Annotated in this window: 16 protein-coding genes; 6 read left to right on the top strand and 10 right to left on the bottom strand. The window is 33.5% G+C overall.

Annotated elements, in window-relative coordinates; all coding sequences use genetic code 11:
• Positions 1 to 3: 3 nt before the first annotated feature.
• The 5 genes from ACQY6M_RS14970 to ACQY6M_RS14950 all read left to right on the top strand — a co-directional run bounded on the left by ACQY6M_RS14970 (position 4) and on the right by ACQY6M_RS14950 (position 4,776).
• Entirely contained in the window at positions 4 to 588 is a 585-nt protein-coding gene (locus tag ACQY6M_RS14970) for an alpha-ketoglutarate-dependent dioxygenase AlkB (RefSeq protein ID WP_428743409.1), read from the top strand.
• A 17-nt stretch (positions 589 to 605) separates the two neighbouring features.
• Positions 606 to 1,151, top strand: coding sequence for a hypothetical protein (locus ACQY6M_RS14965; protein WP_428743410.1), 546 nt, complete (start codon positions 606 to 608; stop codon positions 1,149 to 1,151).
• 160 nt (positions 1,152 to 1,311) lie between these two features.
• On the top strand, positions 1,312 to 1,989 hold the full coding sequence (locus tag ACQY6M_RS14960) for a succinate dehydrogenase cytochrome b subunit (protein ID WP_428743411.1): 678 nt from the start codon (positions 1,312 to 1,314) through the stop codon (positions 1,987 to 1,989).
• Between the two features lie 15 nt (positions 1,990 to 2,004).
• On the top strand, positions 2,005 to 4,020 hold the full coding sequence (locus ACQY6M_RS14955) for a fumarate reductase/succinate dehydrogenase flavoprotein subunit (RefSeq protein WP_428743412.1): 2,016 nt from the start codon (positions 2,005 to 2,007) through the stop codon (positions 4,018 to 4,020).
• Positions 4,021 to 4,029: 9 nt separating this feature from the next.
• The gene (locus ACQY6M_RS14950; protein ID WP_428743413.1) at positions 4,030 to 4,776 is read left to right on the top strand and encodes a succinate dehydrogenase/fumarate reductase iron-sulfur subunit; all 747 of its coding nucleotides are present in this window, start codon (positions 4,030 to 4,032) and stop codon (positions 4,774 to 4,776) included.
• 69 nt (positions 4,777 to 4,845) lie between these two features.
• On the opposite strand, the gene ACQY6M_RS14945 is transcribed toward ACQY6M_RS14950, so the two are convergent.
• The 3 genes from ACQY6M_RS14945 to ACQY6M_RS14935 are packed head-to-tail and all read right to left on the bottom strand — an operon-like array spanning position 4,846 to position 7,196.
• Entirely contained in the window at positions 4,846 to 5,979 is a 1,134-nt protein-coding gene (locus tag ACQY6M_RS14945) for an endonuclease (RefSeq protein ID WP_428743414.1), read from the bottom strand.
• Between the two features lie 20 nt (positions 5,980 to 5,999).
• Positions 6,000 to 6,611, bottom strand: a complete 612-nt coding sequence (locus tag ACQY6M_RS14940; protein ID WP_428743415.1) for an NAD(P)/FAD-dependent oxidoreductase — start codon at positions 6,609 to 6,611, stop codon at positions 6,000 to 6,002.
• A 3-nt stretch (positions 6,612 to 6,614) separates the two neighbouring features.
• Positions 6,615 to 7,196, bottom strand: coding sequence for a MarC family protein (locus ACQY6M_RS14935; protein ID WP_428743416.1), 582 nt, complete (start codon positions 7,194 to 7,196; stop codon positions 6,615 to 6,617).
• A 108-nt stretch (positions 7,197 to 7,304) separates the two neighbouring features.
• Between ACQY6M_RS14935 and ACQY6M_RS14930 the strand changes: the two genes are divergently transcribed.
• Positions 7,305 to 7,877, top strand: a complete 573-nt coding sequence (locus ACQY6M_RS14930) for a DUF3109 family protein (RefSeq protein ID WP_428743417.1) — start codon at positions 7,305 to 7,307, stop codon at positions 7,875 to 7,877.
• 60 nt (positions 7,878 to 7,937) lie between these two features.
• Here ACQY6M_RS14930 and ACQY6M_RS14925 read toward each other — a convergent pair whose 3' ends face one another.
• The 7 genes from ACQY6M_RS14925 to trxA all read right to left on the bottom strand — a co-directional run bounded on the left by ACQY6M_RS14925 (position 7,938) and on the right by trxA (position 18,669).
• Positions 7,938 to 8,624, bottom strand: coding sequence for a hypothetical protein (locus ACQY6M_RS14925; protein ID WP_428743418.1), 687 nt, complete (start codon positions 8,622 to 8,624; stop codon positions 7,938 to 7,940).
• Positions 8,621 to 12,547, bottom strand: coding sequence for a thrombospondin type 3 repeat-containing protein (locus ACQY6M_RS14920; protein ID WP_428743419.1), 3,927 nt, complete (start codon positions 12,545 to 12,547; stop codon positions 8,621 to 8,623). Before ACQY6M_RS14920 ends, ACQY6M_RS14925 begins: the two co-directional genes overlap by 4 nt.
• 115 nt (positions 12,548 to 12,662) lie before the next feature.
• Positions 12,663 to 13,997, bottom strand: a complete 1,335-nt coding sequence (locus tag ACQY6M_RS14915) for a deoxyguanosinetriphosphate triphosphohydrolase (protein WP_428743420.1) — start codon at positions 13,995 to 13,997, stop codon at positions 12,663 to 12,665.
• A gap of 11 nt (positions 13,998 to 14,008) precedes the next feature.
• Positions 14,009 to 14,347, bottom strand: a complete 339-nt coding sequence (locus ACQY6M_RS14910; protein ID WP_428743421.1) for a nuclear transport factor 2 family protein — start codon at positions 14,345 to 14,347, stop codon at positions 14,009 to 14,011.
• Positions 14,348 to 14,477: 130 nt separating this feature from the next.
• Positions 14,478 to 16,862 carry a ribonucleoside-diphosphate reductase subunit alpha gene (locus tag ACQY6M_RS14905; protein ID WP_428743422.1) on the bottom strand — a complete coding sequence of 795 codons (2,385 nt, stop codon included), beginning with the start codon at positions 16,860 to 16,862 and terminating at the stop codon, positions 14,478 to 14,480.
• Between the two features lie 170 nt (positions 16,863 to 17,032).
• On the bottom strand, positions 17,033 to 18,004 hold the full coding sequence (locus tag ACQY6M_RS14900) for a ribonucleotide-diphosphate reductase subunit beta (RefSeq protein WP_428743423.1): 972 nt from the start codon (positions 18,002 to 18,004) through the stop codon (positions 17,033 to 17,035).
• 305 nt (positions 18,005 to 18,309) lie between these two features.
• Positions 18,310 to 18,669, bottom strand: coding sequence for a thioredoxin (gene trxA / locus ACQY6M_RS14895; RefSeq protein ID WP_428743424.1), 360 nt, complete (start codon positions 18,667 to 18,669; stop codon positions 18,310 to 18,312).
• Positions 18,670 to 18,745 lie beyond the last annotated feature (76 nt).

The raw sequence follows: 18,745 nt of genomic DNA, 5'->3' as shown, positions 1-18,745 counted from the left end.
CAAATGTTTACCAAACTTAACGACGTTATTAGTTACAGCCCTAATTTTTTAACCAAAGAGGATGCTACAAGTCTATTTCAACAATTAATGAGGTACTCAAGACTCACTGATATGTTAGAAATAAAAAGTCCTACCGGAAACAAAATTCAATACAATTTTGGGAAAATGATGTTTCTAGACCGCGATTTGATAGATAAAAATGCTTTTTCAAAAGCTGCTTGGGGAAACACCATGGAATGGTCTAAAGAAATACTCCCGATAAAAAAACAAATTGAAAACTATACAAAGCATAAATTTCAAACTTGTGTTTGTATATTTTATCCTGATGGAAATTCTGGCGTAGCATACCATTCAGACGAAATGGCTTTTGGGGATACAGATATCATTCCTTCCATTAGTTTGGGGGAAGAACGCATGTTTTCTCTCAGAGAAAAACAAACAGGTGAAGAAAACAAAATGCTTTTACAACACGGAAGTTTATTAGTTATGAAAGAAGGTTGTCAAAAAAATTACGAACACAGCTTACCTGAAAACCCTAAATATTTAAACGCAAGAATAAATTTAACCTTCAGAAAATACGGTTTTTAAACCCTTAGTTACTAGCTATGAAAAAAACAACACTATTTTTTTATTTTTTGATGATTCCTTGGATAAATAATGCTCAAAATACAGATAAATTAATCCAAAAAATAAGAACTGAATTCCAACGTATAAATTCAAACAATAAGTTAGAGAAAATTGAATTATTTAATAAGGATTTTATGGAATACAGAACTGATGGAGGTGGGCAACTTACTGGTTATTTTGAAAATAATAATTTAGTAAAAATTACAGAATGGATTGGCACTTCACATGGATCAATAACAACAGAATCCTATTTTGAGAATAATGGGTATTCGTTTTTCGCATATCAAAAAGAGAATAAATTCAAGAATATTTTTGATAAATCTGGCGAATGGATAGGATTAGACACCTCTGAAGAACAAACAAAGTTTGAAGGAAGATATTATTTCCATAAAAATAAACTCATAAAGCAACTTCTTAAAGGAAAAAGAGTATTTAATCTAAATTTTGAGCGCGCTAAATTCATAGAACATGTTAATTCTACTGCTGAGTTACTACGAAAAAAGAAAATAGCACAAAATAAGTAGCAATAAAAAGGCTCATTCTTCAATGATAGTGTAGACTTTTCATAAAAACATCTATCTATTTATACCCATTCTAAATATTTAACAAAACAATTCGCAAAGTTTGTTCAAGTAGTGCGTTCCTATTAAATTTGTGCTTATTATTTAATCAATAAACAAAATAATGAGCGGATTACTAAAATCTTCTATCGGAAGAAAATTTGCCATGGCACTTTCGGCATTCTTCCTGATGTTTTTCTTATTACAACATTTTGCAATTAACATTACTTCAATTTTCCCAGATAATGGAGCTACATTTAACAAGATGTCGCACTTTATGGGAACCAATTCGTTAATTCAATATGTAATGCAGCCTGTCCTAATTTTTGGGGTAGTTTTTCACTTTGTAATGGGATTCATCTTAGAAATGAAAAACAACAGTGCACGTAAAGTAAGTTATGCTAAAAATAACGGAGCTGCAAACTCTACTTGGATGAGTAGAAACATGATTTACAGTGGTGGTTTCATTTTAGTATTCATCATCATTCACTTTATCGATTTCTGGTTCCCAGAAATCAACACCAAGTTTATTCAAGGTGACTGGAGTGGATTACACGATGGTGAGTTTAGATACTTCCACGAGTTACAACATAAATTCTTAGCTCCTTGGCGTGTTGGATTGTATGTATTAGGTTTTGTTTTCTTAGCATTACACTTATTACACGGATTTAGTTCTGCTTTCCAATCAGTTGGAGCAAATAATAAATATACCAGAGGATTGAAAGGATTTGGTAAAGTATATGCTGTCGGAATTCCACTAGGATTCATCATCATTGCATTATTCCACCATTTCAATCACTAATAAAACCACTTAAATATGGCAATTTTAGATTCAAAAATACCAAAAGGTCCATTAAAAGATAAGTGGACAACTTATAAAGATAAAATCGACTTGGTAAACCCTGCTAACAAGCGTTTAATTGACGTAATTGTTGTAGGTACTGGTTTAGCAGGTGGTTCTGCTTCTGCAACGTTAGCAGAATTAGGATACAACGTTAAAGCTTTTGCTTACCAAGATTCACCTCGTCGTGCTCACTCTATTGCAGCACAAGGTGGTATTAACGCAGCAAAGAACTATCAAGGAGATGGTGACTCTTTTTACCGTTTATTTTATGATACAGTAAAAGGTGGGGATTACCGTTCTCGTGAAGCAAACGTTTATCGTTTAGCTGAGGTTTCTGCAAACATCATCGATCAATGTGTGGCGCAAGGAGTTCCTTTTGCACGTGATTATGGTGGACAATTAGATAACCGTTCGTTTGGTGGGGTATTAGTATCTCGTACTTTCTATGCGAAAGGTCAAACTGGTCAGCAATTATTATTAGGAGCTTATTCAGCAATGAATCGTCAAATTGCTCGTGGTAAGATTGAAATGTTCAATCGTCATGAAATGTTAGATTTGGTAATTGTTGATGGAAAAGCTCGCGGTATTATTGCTCGTAACTTGGTTACTGGTGAAATTGAGCGTCACTCTGCACACGCTGTAGTAATTGCTTCTGGTGGATACGGAAATGTGTATTTCTTATCAACCAACGCAATGGGATCTAACGCTACTGCTGCTTGGAAAGTTCACAAAAAAGGAGCTTTCTTTGCAAACCCTTGTTACACGCAAATTCACCCAACTTGTATTCCTCGTTCAGGTGACTATCAGTCTAAATTAACCCTAATGTCAGAATCGTTACGTAACGATGGTCGTATTTGGGTTCCTAAGAAAATGGAAGATGTATTAGCAATTAGAGAAGGAAAATTAAAACCTACTCAAATCGCTGAAGAAGATAGAGATTATTATTTAGAAAGAAGATATCCTGCTTTTGGTAACTTAGTACCTCGTGATGTGGCTTCTCGTGCTGCAAAAGAGCGTTGTGATGCTGGTTACGGTGTAAATGCTACTGGTGAAGCTGTTTACTTAGATTTTAAATCAGCTATTGAGCGTTACGGTAAAGAGCAGTGTAAATTACACGGAATTAAAAACCCTACTCAAGAAAAAATTATTGAGGAAGGTGAAAAAGTAGTAGAGGCTAAATACGGAAACTTATTCCAAATGTATGAGAAGATTGTAGATGACAATCCATACAAAACACCAATGATGATTTATCCTGCAACCCACTATACAATGGGTGGAATTTGGGTAGATTATAACTTAATGACAACTATTGATGGTTGTTATGCTATTGGTGAAGCAAACTTCTCTGATCACGGTGCAAACCGTTTAGGAGCTTCTGCTTTAATGCAAGGGTTAGCTGACGGGTACTTTGTATTACCATATACAATTGGTAATTACTTATCTAACGACATCCGTACAGGAAAAATACCAACCGATACTAAAGAATTTGATGAGGCTGAAAAAGCGGTTAAAGATCGTATTGATTTCTTCATCAACAATAACGGAGAGCATTCTGTAGATTACTACCACAAGAAATTAGGAAAAATTATGTGGGATAAATGTGGAATGGCACGTAACGAACAAGGTTTAAAAGAAGCGATGGCTGAAATTAAAGCGTTACGTGAAGATTTCTGGAAGAACGTAACTGTTCCAGGAGATGCGAATGAAATGAACCCAGAGTTAGAAAAAGCAGGAAGAGTTGCTGATTTCTTAGAGCTAGGAGAATTATTTGCTAAAGATGCCTTAAACAGAACTGAATCTTGTGGAGGTCACTTTAGAGAAGAATCTGTTGAATTAGACGGACCTCAAAAAGGAGAAGCAAAACGTGATGATACTAACTTTGCTTACGTAGCTGCATGGGAATATAAAGGAGAGCCAGCTGATGCTGTATTACACAAAGAAGAATTAGAGTTTAACGATATTGAATTAAAACAACGTTCATACAAATAAGAGAGAATTATGAATTTAACACTTAAAATTTGGCGTCAAAAAAACGCAAGTGATAAAGGAAAAATGGTCGAATATAAGGTGACCGATATTTCTGAGCATATGTCTTTCTTAGAAATGATGGACGTATTAAACGAACAATTAGTAAATACTGGTGAAGAGCCAGTAGCATTCGACCACGACTGTCGTGAAGGAATTTGCGGAATGTGTTCAATGTATATTAACGGTGAGGCACACGGACCAGACCGTGGTGTAACTACTTGTCAGTTACACATGCGTATGTTTAAAGATGGCGATACAATTACAATTGAGCCATTTAGAGCGGCTGCTTTCCCTGTAATTAAAGATTTAGTAGTTGACAGAAGTTCTTTTGAAAGAATTCAACAAGCGGGAGGATACATCTCGGTAAACACTTCTGGTAACACTACTGATGCGAATGCTATCTTAGTTCCTAAAGAAAATGCTGATAAAGCAATGGATGCTGCAACTTGTATTGGTTGTGGTGCTTGTGTAGCTACTTGTAAAAACTCTTCTGCAATGTTATTTGTGGGAGCAAAAGTATCTCAATATGCTTTATTGCCTCAAGGACAAGTAGAAGCTACTGAGCGTGTTAAAAACATGGTAGCGCAAATGGATTTAGAAGGTTTTGGTAACTGTACCAACACTGGAGCTTGTGAAATTGAATGTCCTAAAGGAATTTCTTTAGAAAACATTGCTCGTATGAACTCTGAGTTCTTGAAAGCAAGTTTTAAAGGATAAGATATTATAACTTATAGTAATAAAAAAACCGAAGCAAATGCTTCGGTTTTTTTATTGGCTTATAATTAATTATTTCCAAGTGTTTTCAGCTGCATCTCCGCTCCAAATAACTGTAGCTAAATACGGATTGTCTATAAATGGGTTTCTGTTACCTTGTGCATTTGCAACAACATTGTTACGTTGTATTTCTAAATCAGAAACTGGGTCTTCCGCATTCCATTGTAATAATAAAGTAACCATATTACTATCAGAAGCTGCAACAGAACCCACAGCCACATTTTTAGGTAAACATTGATTTCCATAACGTACATACATATACATCATCATACGAGCAACATCTCCTTTCCATTCATCACCAGGATACCAATTTCCCGATACATCACCTGCATTACCTGAACCAGCGGCAAATAACTTATTTGATCTTTGAGAATTAAAAGTTACATCAGAAGGTCTTAAATGATGCGCATCAGCTCCTGGGCCTGAAGTTCCTAGATTTGGATCTCCTAACGCCTTTGCATATACATGTTCTCTGTTCCAATCTCCTATATTTCCACCATTTGCATTCTTATCACGAGTTCTATCAGTTACATAATTCCCATCGTTATCGTCATACCCATAAATTAAAACTACTTTGCTATTATCTGTAGGATCTAAATCAGATTGTTTTAATACATCCCAAACTCCTGGAGTGTATGATAAACTAGTTGTATGTGTGTTAGCAATAGTCACCGATAATGCATCTTTTAAAGAACTTCCTGTTAGTGTAAAATCAATATCTTTATAATATTCAGATACCTCAGAAGGTATATTGAAATTACCTGAATTACCTGTAGAAGTTTCATTTACATTAATAATTACTGTTGCTGTAGAACAATTGCTAGGTGTAATTGTGCTACAAATAGTATATTTAAAAGAATCTGTACCTACAAAGTCTTGAGCTGGTGTATATTTAAAGATATTATTACTCTCTTGTATTGTTCCATTTCTCGCAGAAGTTGCCTCAAACGTTACCTTTACATTTCCTAACTTATACGTGTCGTTCGTTAAAAAACTAGGTAATACAGCTATTGTATTTTCATCAGCTTGAAAAGAATCATCAACAGCTACAACTATATCTTCTTCTTGTGGTATTACATCACTGTCACTTCCTCCACAATTTATAAACAATGCTAGCATTGCTATAAGTCCTACTACTTTCCTCATAATCTTCTATTATCTAATTATTATTTTACTTGTTTATCATGCACCTTTGTTGGTACATTCTCGTTCCATACAGTCAAAATATCAGTTGCTACACTTGCTCCACTTCCCGCTGCAATCGCAAATTGACTTCGCCACCCTGCTAAAGTTCCACAAACATAAAGTCCGTCCTTAATCAAATGATTAAAATTACGCAGCTGTATTCTGTCCTTCATAGCATTCGCTCGTATATGACGCTCAACGTATTGCTCTAGACCTGCTATTTCAAATGGCTTTGAATAATTTAAAGCAATGATAACGGCTTTACTGTAATATTCATTTTTATTGGTGACTACTTTATATCCATTTTCATCATCTAAAACAGCCATCACTTTTTCATTTTCAATTTGAGCGACATCAGGATATGATTGACTTAATTGTTGTTTTCCTCCTTCTAAAATATCTTTTCCTAAAGTGCCTGGAGTTAACCCCAAAACATTATTAAACAATGCATCTTGTAAGTGAGATGCGCGCTGATGCATAATGATACCAACCTTTTTTCCTCTTGCATACTCTTTGGTTAGTGCCGACCCTAAAATCAAAGCGCATTGCATTCCGGAAACTCCTCCTCCTACTATAAGTGCGTCAAAAATCATTTTCTATGCTAATAACATTTTAATATTGGTTGCAAATAGTTTAACCGCAATTGCTAATAAAACAACTCCAAATACTTTTCTAATGATTTTAATACCATTAGGACCAATCATTTTTTCAATTTTAGAAGACGTTTTTAATACAATGTATATTACAATCACATTTAATAAAACCGCTATAATGATATTTTCTAAGTTAAACTCAGCTCTTAATGAAAGTAAGGTTGTTAAACTACCAGGACCTGCAATTAAAGGAAATGCTAGCGGAAAAACTGTTGCACTCAAAGCCTCCTCTTCTTCTTCTTTGTATAGAGTAATTCCTAAAATCATCTCTAAAGCAATAAAAAATAAGATAAATGATCCTGCAACGGCAAAAGAATGTACATCAATACCAATTAAGTTCAACAGTCTTTGTCCCACAAACAGAAACAAAATCATAATAAATCCAGCAATAACAGAGGCTTTTTCTGATTGAATATGTCCTGCTTTTTTACGCAAATCAATAACAATAGGAATGTTTCCAATAATATCAATTACTGCAAACAAAACCATAAAAGCTGTAAAAATTTCTTTAAAATTAAAGTCCATAGTTGATGTTTTTCGTGTGCAAAATTATATAAGTAATGTTACAATCTAGTATTTTTGCATTTAAATTTACGAGAAGTTAATATAAACTTCTAGTTTTAAAATTATTTTATGTTTCAGTTAGGTAAAACCATAGTTTCAGAAGACCTTATAGAAAAGGAGTTTGTCTGTAACTTATCTGCTTGTAAAGGCGCTTGTTGTATTGATGGTGATGCAGGTGCTCCGTTGGAAAAAGAAGAAACAAAAATTCTGGAAGAGATATATCCAAAAGTGAAACCTTTTTTACGAAAAAAAGGAATTGATGCTATTGAAAAACAAGGTACATGGATTACTAGTGATTTTGGTGAACTAGAAACTCCGTTAATCGATGATGCAGATTGTGCTTATGTTATTTTTGATGATAAAGGAACTGCATTATGTGCAATAGAAGAAGCTTACAATCAAGGAATCATAGATTGGAAAAAACCTATTTCTTGTCATTTATATCCTGTTCGCGTAAAAGATTACAGTGAATTTGCTGCCGTAAACTACCATAAATGGGAAATTTGTGACGATGCTTGTTCTTTGGGTAAAGAATTACAGGTACCTGTTTATAAATTTGTAAAACAGGCTCTAATTAGAAAATTTGGACAAAACTGGTATGACGAACTCGAAAAAGTTGCAGAAAAGCATTTAAGTAAATAAACTAAACACAAAAAACGACGCTAAATAGCGTCGTTTTTAGTTTTTATACTCTCTTCTTTATTAGTTTCCTGTAAAACTCCAAACTTGTCCAATAGACTTTGCTCCTGCATTATCAATTGTGTTTACTTTCCAATAGTATGTTTTACCTGATTCCACACTTACTTCAACATTAGTAGTACTAATACCTTCTTCTTTTAATATTGTTGGAGTTGCATCTTCACCAAAATAAACATCATAGGTTAATGTATCTCCTGTATTAGAATCTGCCCCTTTCCATTCTAAAGTAACAGTTAGTCCATCCACTGCGCTCTCATCAGCAGGTTTAACTAATTCTGCCGTAAAAGGTGCTATATTGCTTTCTCCTTCTCCTTTGGTATAAAAAGCAAATACTGATGATGGTTCTCCTTGTTTTCCTTTGCTATCTATTGCGGTAATTCTCCAATAATATGCTACTCCTTTTTCTAAAGTAATAGTAACCTGAGAAGTACTTACTGTTTGTGTTTTAGCAATGTTTGTTAACTCTCTGTTTTTAGCTATTTCTATTTTATAGCTAATATTATCTCTATTAGGATCTGTGGCATCACTCCAATCGAATGGAATACCATTTTCTATACACAACAAATTTTGTGTAGGATATACCAAGTTTACAGTAGTTGGTGCTTCATTAACGGGTTCTTTACTTCCTCCGCCACAAGCCACAAGTAAAGGAAGTGAAAATAAGGTGATTGTTTTTATTACTTTTCTCATCGTTTTAAAACTTTAAATGTGTTTGTGTTTTCATTTCCTATTTTAAGGATATAGGTTCCTGAATTGAATCCGCTAAAAGGAATTGATAATTCGTTACCTTGTTTCTCAAAACTTCCATCTAGCACTATTTTCCCTTTTGTGTCGTATATTTTTACTTTAAAACTTGATGCTGCATTATCAGGTAATAACAAGTCAATAGTTTCTGAAACTGGGTTATTTTTCAAGAAAATATTATCGATAATTTCAGTTAGTTTTCCTTCACATGCCTTAGCTGTTTTAACCTCTAAAACGCCACCTTTTTTAGCATTTACATCAAATGTTGTTGTTGTAAACGTGTCTAGTATATTTCCATTTAAATATACCGTATACGGTGCCGTTCCTGAGATTACACTAATCGTATAGTTTTGAGATACTTCATTTTTAGCCAATCTAAATGCTACAGGATTAGATCCAGTAATATTAACTTCATAACATTGAACATAATCATCTCTATCATTAACTTTTACGCATACTTCATACTCTCCTGGAGCTAAATCAGTAAAAGTAATTGAAGTTGTTGTTAATTGCTTTGTTAAATCTGTTGAAGTTCCCTTAACAGTTACAGTATAACTCACAAATGTTTGTTTTACACCTACTATTATTTTTCCATCATTTTGATCAACACAAGTTTCTGAAATTGTTTTTACAGAAATGTTATCAGAGTTTTTATAACTTGTATCACATATATCACCTACTCCGTCATTATTCCCGTCTTTCTGATCTGGGTTTTTTGTAGTTAAACAGTTATCCACATCATCCATTATACCATCGTCATCAGTATCTTGACACGCATCACCTACTCCATTTCCATCCGCATCTGCTTGATCTGGATTTGCTGTATTTGGACAATTATCATCAATATCTAAAACACCATCTTCATCATTATCTTGACATACATCTCCTATTCCGTTTCCATCAGCATCAGCTTGATCTGGGTTTGCAGTATTAGGGCAGTTATCAACTCCATTTAATATACCATCTCCATCTGCATCACCATTTGGGTCAAAAGAGAACTTCCCTGAGAAGATACCTCTACCATAAGTAGCTGCAAAAACGGTATTATCATCTCGTAAATCTAAATCTAAAACAGGTACATTACTCATACCATTATAAGACTGACTCCAACTAGGTGATGCATCGTTAAAGTTTTTTGTTTTCCAAACACCTAAATCAGTTCCTATAATTACTTCATTAGTACTTAATGGATTTTGTAAAATTGTTTTTACAGGAATATCTGGTAAATTTCCTTCTTTGCTAACCCAACTAGCACCTCCATCGTTAGAAAACCAAATGTTTTTTACTCCATAATTGTGCATGGTAACAAAAATTTGATTTTCAGTTTCTCCAAACTCAATATCAGAAACTGACCCTATAAACTCTGTTCCTGTAATTTCAGACCAAGTCCCTAATCCTTTATTTGCGTCTTCTACTTTTAATAATTTCCCATTTTTTAAACCAATAAATAACTTACTTGACGTTTTAGTGTGAGGAGAAACTTTTAGAGATGATGGTTCAGCATCCATTAACGAATTCGATAAAGATTGTTTTACTACAGTTGATGATAATATATTTGAATATCTTTTAACTATATAATTCGTTCCTGAAGAATAGTTTGAATATAATATATTTAAGTTAGAGTCTAATTCTTCTTGATTAATAAAATCTCCATTTGACTCCTCTTCATCATTAATAATAATCTCTTGATTAGTCGCTAAGTTTTTTAACCCAATAGACTGATTGTATACATAGTTAACTATATAATATTTATCTATTCCATCTGTATCAAAAAAACTGGCTGCACCGTCTCCCCCAGAAACATCATAAGAACTATTTACCCCGGCTTTAGCATTAGTTACTAAGTGGGTTCCATTGTCTTGAGCTCCTGCTAAAAAGTATTCCTTACCATTAAAAGCTGTTTTTGGAGCAACCCCAACAGTATAAAATTGAACCGTATTGTAATTGTTATTTCTTTTGTTTATTGTAGTTCCTGAATTATTAGAAAAATAAACTCCTCCATCATTTCCAAAAACCATTCTACTAGAAGAGGCAAATGCTAGACCATGTTGATCAGCATGAACATTTTGTTTTCCAAAATCCCCATACCAATGAGATAATTGGTTCCAACTTGTTCCTCCATTAACAGATTTAAACAAATCAATTCCTCCTACATAAACCGTATTCTCATCATTTGGATCTACTTTAATTAATAAATCATAAAATGCTTGACCTCTTGTAAAGTCATTTGCTTCAATACCTGTATCTGCATCATTTGGTAACGCTAATTCATTAACCATAGTAAAATCGTCTGTAGTTTTTAAAATTTTAACAGGTGAGCTGTCATTGTTTATTTGAGATAGTATATATAAAGTTTTTGGTTTTGTTGGTGACAATGCAATCTCTGTTCTAAGTCCATTTGGAACTGAATATACTAGACTAAAGTTATTTCCATCGGTTGATTTAAAAATAGCTCCTCCTCCATCATCATAAGTGTAACTTTGAGTAGTACTTACAAAAACCGAGTTATCAGAAGCTATTTCAATATTATTAGGCTCATAATCATTTCCTGCTGATGTTTTAGGAAAATTTACTTTGGTAAAACTTGTACCGTCAACAGATTTATAAACTCCAATACTATCTCCTCCTAACGAAACACCTCCAGTATACCCTGCTTCCCCTGCTGCAATATACACTTCAGATACACCTGCATTATTTCTTACAACAATATCATTTATGTGTTGAATACCCGGAACAACTGTAGCATTAGTAGCATTGTTATTCGTTTTTATCAATGTTCCATTTACAGTACCAGAAGATATTGCGGTAATTATTGCATCACCATCTTCTTTTCCTATCATCACTGCTGGAATACTAACTTCTCCTGCTCCATCTCCTGCTGCCATATTAAAAGGAGGTGTAGTTGCGTTATTAACTACAATAACTGCAATAGCTCCCGCATCTTGAGCATTTTTTGCTTTAGCTGAAAAATTACACGATCCTCTTCTTATAACAGCGATTTTACCATTTAATTCCGAAGCATTTGTAATTGTTTCACAACCATCTTCTGTTGTTCCCGTTCCATCATCAGCTAATATTAAATCACTTGTAATTGGAGATGTCATATCCCCTCCAAAAGCTGTAGTTAATACTGTGGTATAATCTCCTTTTATTTCTAAAGGTAAATTGACAGTTAATTTAGAGTTTGTGTCAAAAAAAGACGCTCCTGAAACCCCTCCGAATACTTTAGTCCATGAATTTCCACTATCAGCAGATCTCCATAAACCATCACCGTTAACATCGCCATTAACATAGGATTCTCCAGTACCTACATAAAAAATTTTAGAATCATTTGGATCTACAGCAATACATGACACTGCTAAATTTTCTGGAATCCCTACACGTTCCCATTTTTGATTATGATCAGAAATATTTGTGTTTTTCCATAATCCCCCACTAACTCCTCCTGCAAAAACAGTTTCATTAGTAGCATCGTTTGGATCAAATAAAAGAGCTCTGGTTCTTCCTCCAACATTATTAGGTCCTCGCTCTTCCCATGCATTATCAACGTCTCCTGGCACCTTTTGTCCTAATCTGAGCTTATTTAGTTCTTCTTGAAGTTTGTAAACGTTTTCTTTATGTGTTCTTCCAGTACTAGGATTAATTTCACTCAGGTACTTTTGCTCAAAATAAGCGTTTGGTGGTAATCCTTGTGCTTTTCTTTTCTTTTTAGGAAGTTCCCCTGTTTTTTGAAAGGGGTGGTTCTTTAAAAACTCTGCATGTTGTTTTCTTAGTTTATCAACCTCTGTGTCATTTTTAATTGAAACTTTAAAAACAGCACCGCAAATAGCTAACATTAAAAAGCTAAGGGAAAGTATTTTTTTATTCATAATAACATTATTCTTGACAAGTAGAACAAACAGTTTTTATTTTACCCTACTATTTACCGAGAATAATATGTTAATTGTGTTAATTTTTAAAAGAAAACTAATTTTTTAACATTTTCTAACTAATATTCCCCATCAGCTTTCTATGCAAACGAATGGCATATCCATCAGATAATCCTGCAATGTAACTACATACTTGCATAATTCTGTCATACAAGTTTTCTCTTTCTTGTTGGTATTCTTCTGGTAGTAAATTCAATACTAATTTATCGTAGTTTGATTGTTTGTTGTCAAACTTATTGTTAAGCGCTGTTACAAAAACATCTAATAAATCGGCAATAATCTTGTACCCTGCCACTTCTTTTTCAACTACCTCTTTGCTTCGGTAAATTTTATCGACACTTATTTTGATAATATCGTTAATCTGTGCTTCGTATTGACATTTATCTAGCAATCCTCTACTAAAAGTTCCGTTTAAAATAGCTTCTTCATTTTCTAAAAAGATAGTTACTGCTTCATCAATTAAAGATCCAATAGCTAATGCTCTTAGATAAGCTGTTCTGTCTTTTGTGTGTTTTAAAGCGTAGTATTTTTCTTTATTTACATTTCTTATTAATTTAGACATGTATTCTAAAGTATAGCTCTCATCAATCAATCCAAGATTAATACCATCTTCAAAATCGATAATTGTGTAGCAAATATCATCTGCTGCTTCCACCAAATATGCTAATGGATGACGATAAAACGATATTCCATCACTTTCTTTTGGTTGCAAACCTAAATCTTCAGCTACTTCTAAAAAAGCTGCTTTTTCAGACTGAAAGAAGCCGTATTTTTTATCAACAATATGATTGGTTGGTTTCTTTGGAAGACTCTCTTTAGGATACTTTAAAAAGGCTCCTAAAGTTGCATACGATAAGCGTAAGCCTCCTTCAATTCCTTCTCTACTTTCTGTAAGGATTTTAAACCCGTTGGCATTTCCTTCAAAATCAATCAAATCTTGATATTCTAAATCAGTAAGCTCTTCTTTATACTGAAGCCCTTTTCCTGTTTTAAAATATTCTCCAATGGCTTTTTCTCCTGAATGCCCAAACGGCGGATTCCCAATATCATGCATTACTGATGCTGCAGCGACAATGGCTCCAAAATCGTTAAAAGTGTAGCCTAACTCTTTTAAATGTGGGTGACGTTCTAATAATTCCTTTCCTACTCTACGCCCCAAAGTACGCCCCACAACCGATACCTCTAAACTGTGGGTTAAACGCGTATGAACAAAATCGGTTTCTGACAGTGGAATTACCTGTGTTTTATCTTGTAAACTACGGAAAGCCGACGAAAATATAATTCTATCAAAATCTACTTCAAAACCTAAACGGGTTTCGTCTTGTTTTGCACGCTCACGTTTTTGAGTGTCACCAAAACGTTTTAAAGAAAGGAGTTGTTCCCAGTTCATTTTTTTATACTTTAATTTTTAATAAAGTGTACTTCAGATATTAGGTTGTTTACTATTTCATAAATCACAACAACTTCTATAAAATCTACACCATTTCTTCCTGTTACTTGTTCTTTATCTATTACCTTATTGTTATAAACAATTCTATTTGCTATTGTAGCACATAAATCAGGCGAATCATTAAAAACCTTCTCATATACTTTAGCTAAAGATTCTAAACCTTTTATGTAGGGTAATTCTTCTTTGAAATTATAAATCTGAATGTCATTTGCATAACATTTTAAAAATTCTGATAAACTTCTATTATTATAAGCGTCTAGCTGTTTTTGAACTATTTTTTCAGGATTCATTTCACGAAAATACTAAAAAAGAGAAGCCTTTCAGCTTCTCTTTATCACTTTTAATTTAATTTGCTTTTTATAAGGTTTCTCTCCTTAAGCGTAGGGGATAGAAATACTACAAAAGGTAAAGTATTCTTTATTAAGATCCACACATTAAACAATCATCTGGACCTGCATTTTTAGAAGCATCAATCATTGCCTTAAATTCTTCTGGGCTCATTGGTTTTTCTTCTTCTTTCTTTTCTATATTCAATGTGAATTGCTTCGCATTTACAGCAGATTTAGTACGTAAATAATACATTCCTGTTTTTAATCCAGATTTCCATGCATAGAAGTGCATTGATGTTAATTTAGCAAAGTCTGGATCTTGCATAAATAAGTTTAACGATTGAGATTGATCGATAAAATATCCTCTATGGCGCGCCATATCAATAATATCTTTCATACTCATTTCCCAAACCGTTTTGTATAAATCTTTTAACTCTCGTGGAATTGCATCAATATGCTGAATTGATCCGTTTGCACGCATAATATCTTCTTTCATATTGTTATCCCATAAGTCTAGTTCAACCAAGTCTTCTAATAAATGTTTATTTACTACGATAAACTCACCTGATAATACTCTACGAGTATAAATGTTAGAAGTATATGGTTCAAACGCCTCATTATTCCCTAATATTTGAGAAGTAGATGCTGTCGGCATTGGTGCTACTAATAACGAGTTACGAACCCCGTGTTTTTTCACTTCTTTACGCAACTTCGCCCAATCCCAACGACCACTAAGCTCTTCATCACCAATTCCCCACATATTGTGTTGGAATTCTCCTTCAGACATTGGAGAACCTTTAAAAGTTGAGTATGGTTCTTTTGCTTTAGCCATTTCCATTGATGAGGTTACAGCAGCAAAATATAAGGTTTCAAAAATTTCTTGGTTCAATTGCTTCGCTCCTTCTGATGTAAATGGTAAACGTAACATAATAAAAGCATCAGCTAATCCTTGAATTCCTAATCCTACTGGGCGGTGGCGGAAGTTCGAATTTTCAGCTTCTTTTACTGGGTAGTAATTACGATCAATCACCGTATCTAAATTTCTAACCACTTTCTTAGTTACCTCAAATAATTTCTGATGATCAAAGAATTTGTTTCCATTCTCATCCTCTGCAACAAACATTGGAATTGCAATAGATGCTAAGTTACATACTGCTACCTCATCCTCTGCAGTATATTCCATAATCTCAGTACATAAATTTGAAGAACGAATAGTTCCTAAATTCTTTTGATTTGATTTACGGTTTGCAGCATCTTTATATAACATGTACGGTGTACCTGTTTCAATTTGTGATTCTAAGATTTTCTCCCATAAATCACGCGCTTTAATGGTTTTTCTTCCTTTCCCTGCTGCTTCATATCCTGTATATAAACGCTCAAACTCTTCACCGTAAGTATCATATAAATGTGGGCACTCATGTGGACACATTAAAGTCCAATGTGCATCTTCTTCCACACGTTTCATAAACAAGTCTGAAATCCACATTGCATAGAATAAATCACGTGCACGCATTTCTTCTTTACCATGGTTTTTCTTTAAGTCTAAGAAATCGAAAATATCAGCATGCCAAGGCTCTAAATACATGGCGAAAGAACCTTTACGCTTTCCTCCTCCTTGGTCTACATAACGAGCTGTATCGTTAAACACACGTAACATTGGTACAATTCCGTTAGAAGTCCCGTTAGTTCCGCTAATGTATGACCCGGTAGCACGGATATTATGAATAGACAACCCGATACCTCCAGCAGATTGTGAAATCTTAGCTGTTTGTTTTAAGGTGTCATAAATTCCATCAATACTATCATCTTGCATTTGTAATAAAAAGCACGATGACATTTGCGGTTTTGGTGTTCCTGCATTGAATAAGGTTGGTGTTGCATGCGTAAAATATTTTTTACTCATCAATTCGTATGTAGCAATAGCCTCGTCAATATCTTCTTTGTGAATACCAATAGAAACACGCATTAACATTTGTTGTGGACGCTCAACAATGTTTCCGTTTAATTTTAATAAATAAGAACGCTCTAATGTTTTAAAACCAAAATAATCGTAGTTAAAATCACGACTGTAAATAATAGTTGAATCCAACTTATCAGCATTATCCATGATGATTTTGTATACATCATCTGCTAATAATGGCGCTTTTTTTCCCGTTCGCGGATTGATATAATTATACAAATCGGTCATCGTTTCAGAAAACGACTTCTTTGTATTTTTATGTAAGTTAGATACGGCAATTCTTGCTGCTAGCTTTGCATAATCTGGATGCGCAGTTGTCATTGTCGCAGCTACCTCAGCCGCTAAATTATCTAATTCAGAAGTAGTTACCCCGTCATACAATCCTTCAATTACTCTCATTGCTACTTTAACCGGATCAACAATATTGTTTAATCCATAACACATTTTTCTAACCCTTGCTGTGATTTTATCAAACATCACAGGCTCTTTTCTGCCGTCTCTTTTTACTACATACATATTGATATTGGTTTTAGTTGGTTAATAGAGTCGTCAAAACACCCTAGATTGACAACTTGTAAAATGATAATAAATTGTTTCTCTTTGAAACGTTATATAAGCTAAAGCACATTTTGCAGTGCTTTAGCTGAGTAATACTGCATGTAGGGGATATAGCAGCTTATTGGTTTCTAAAAATCTGCATCAAAGCTGATGCTTCCTGTACCTCCAGATTTTACTCCGGCTTTTTGGTACTCTGATACTCTTTTTTCGAAGAAATTGGTTTTCCCTTCTAATGAAATCATTTCCATGAAATCAAACGGATTGGTTGCTTCGTATTCTTTTTCACAACCAAATTCAAGTAGCAATCTATCAGTTACATACTCTAAATATTGTGTCATTAAAGTAGCATTCATTCCAATCAAACTTACTGGAAGTGATTCGGTAATAAACTCTCTTTCAATATTTAAAGCTGAGATAATAATTTCTTTAATTCTTTCTTTTGGTACTTTATTAACTAAGTGATTGTTATGTAAATGTACTGCAAAATCACAGTGCATCCCTTCATCACGAGAAATTAACTCATTTGAGAAGGTTAACCCAGGTAATAACCCACGTTTTTTTAGCCAGAAAATTGAACAGAATGATCCTGAAAAGAAAATTCCTTCAACCGCTGCAAAGGCTATTAAACGCTCTGCAAACGAATCAGATTCAATCCATTTTAATGCCCAATCAGCCTTCTTTTTAATGGCAGGAAAAACTTCAATTGCTTTAAACAATCTGTTTTTCTCCTCTTCATTCTTAATATAAGTATCAATTAATAAAGAGTAGGTTTCAGAGTGAATATTTTCCATCATGATTTGAAAACCATAAAAGAATTTTGCCTCTGAATACTGAACTTCATTTACAAAATTTTCTGCTAAATTTTCATTTACAATTCCATCGGATGCAGCAAAGAATGCTAAAACGTGTTTAATAAAATAACGCTCATCATCTGTTAACTTTGTGTTCCAATCGTTTAAATCTGAATGTAAATCAATTTCTTCTGCGGTCCAAAAACAAGCTTGTTGCTTCTTATACCATTCCCATAAGTCATTATGTTGGATAGGAAAAATTACAAATCTGTCTTTGTTTTCTTGTAAAATTGGTTCAATAGATGCCATGCTTTTTTAAGCTCTTTTTAGTGTGTTATTTTTATTACCTAAGGGAGAAACAAAGATTGAAAAAAATGCTAAATTTTGAAAGTTATACTTATTCACAAATCCCTTGAAGTTTTTAACAAAATAGAATTTTTGTGTTAAAAACGTGAATTTTAAACTATTTATAAATTTTTAATAATCAATAACTTATAAATACATAAATTGCTTGATTAGTGATACTCACTGGGTTTCTTATTTTGTGCTTTCACACAAAAAAAGTGATGCAAAATGCATCACTTTTAAAAATTATTCATTTCAATAAATTGAGGCTATTTTTCAACTTTTAAAACATCTAAAATTATTTGTTCAATTTGTTTTTTTGGCAAAGCTCCATGTGCCATTTGTGGATCTTCATTTGCAGGGCAAAATAACATTGATGGAATACTTCTAATTCCAAAAGCCGCAGATAATTCTTGTTCTGCTTCGGTATCTATTTTATAAATATTGATTTTTCCTTCATACTCTTTACTTAACTCTTCTAAAACTGGAGCCAACGCTTTACATGGTCCACACCAATCTGCATAAAAATCAATAATTGCGGGTAACTCCCCTTCAAACTTCCATTCTTTATTTTCTTCGTAATTAAAAACCTTTTTTAAAAAAGCCTCTTTATTCAAATTCTCTGTCATTTGTATTTACTATATTATAATTGTGTAAAGGTAGTCGTTTTTATTTCATGCTTTTTACAGTATTCTTTTTGTTAAA

The organism is Tenacibaculum sp. (genome assembly GCF_050290165.1).
Lineage (GTDB): Bacteria > Bacteroidota > Bacteroidia > Flavobacteriales > Flavobacteriaceae > Polaribacter.
This window is presented reverse-complemented; position numbering and strand designations above follow the sequence as displayed.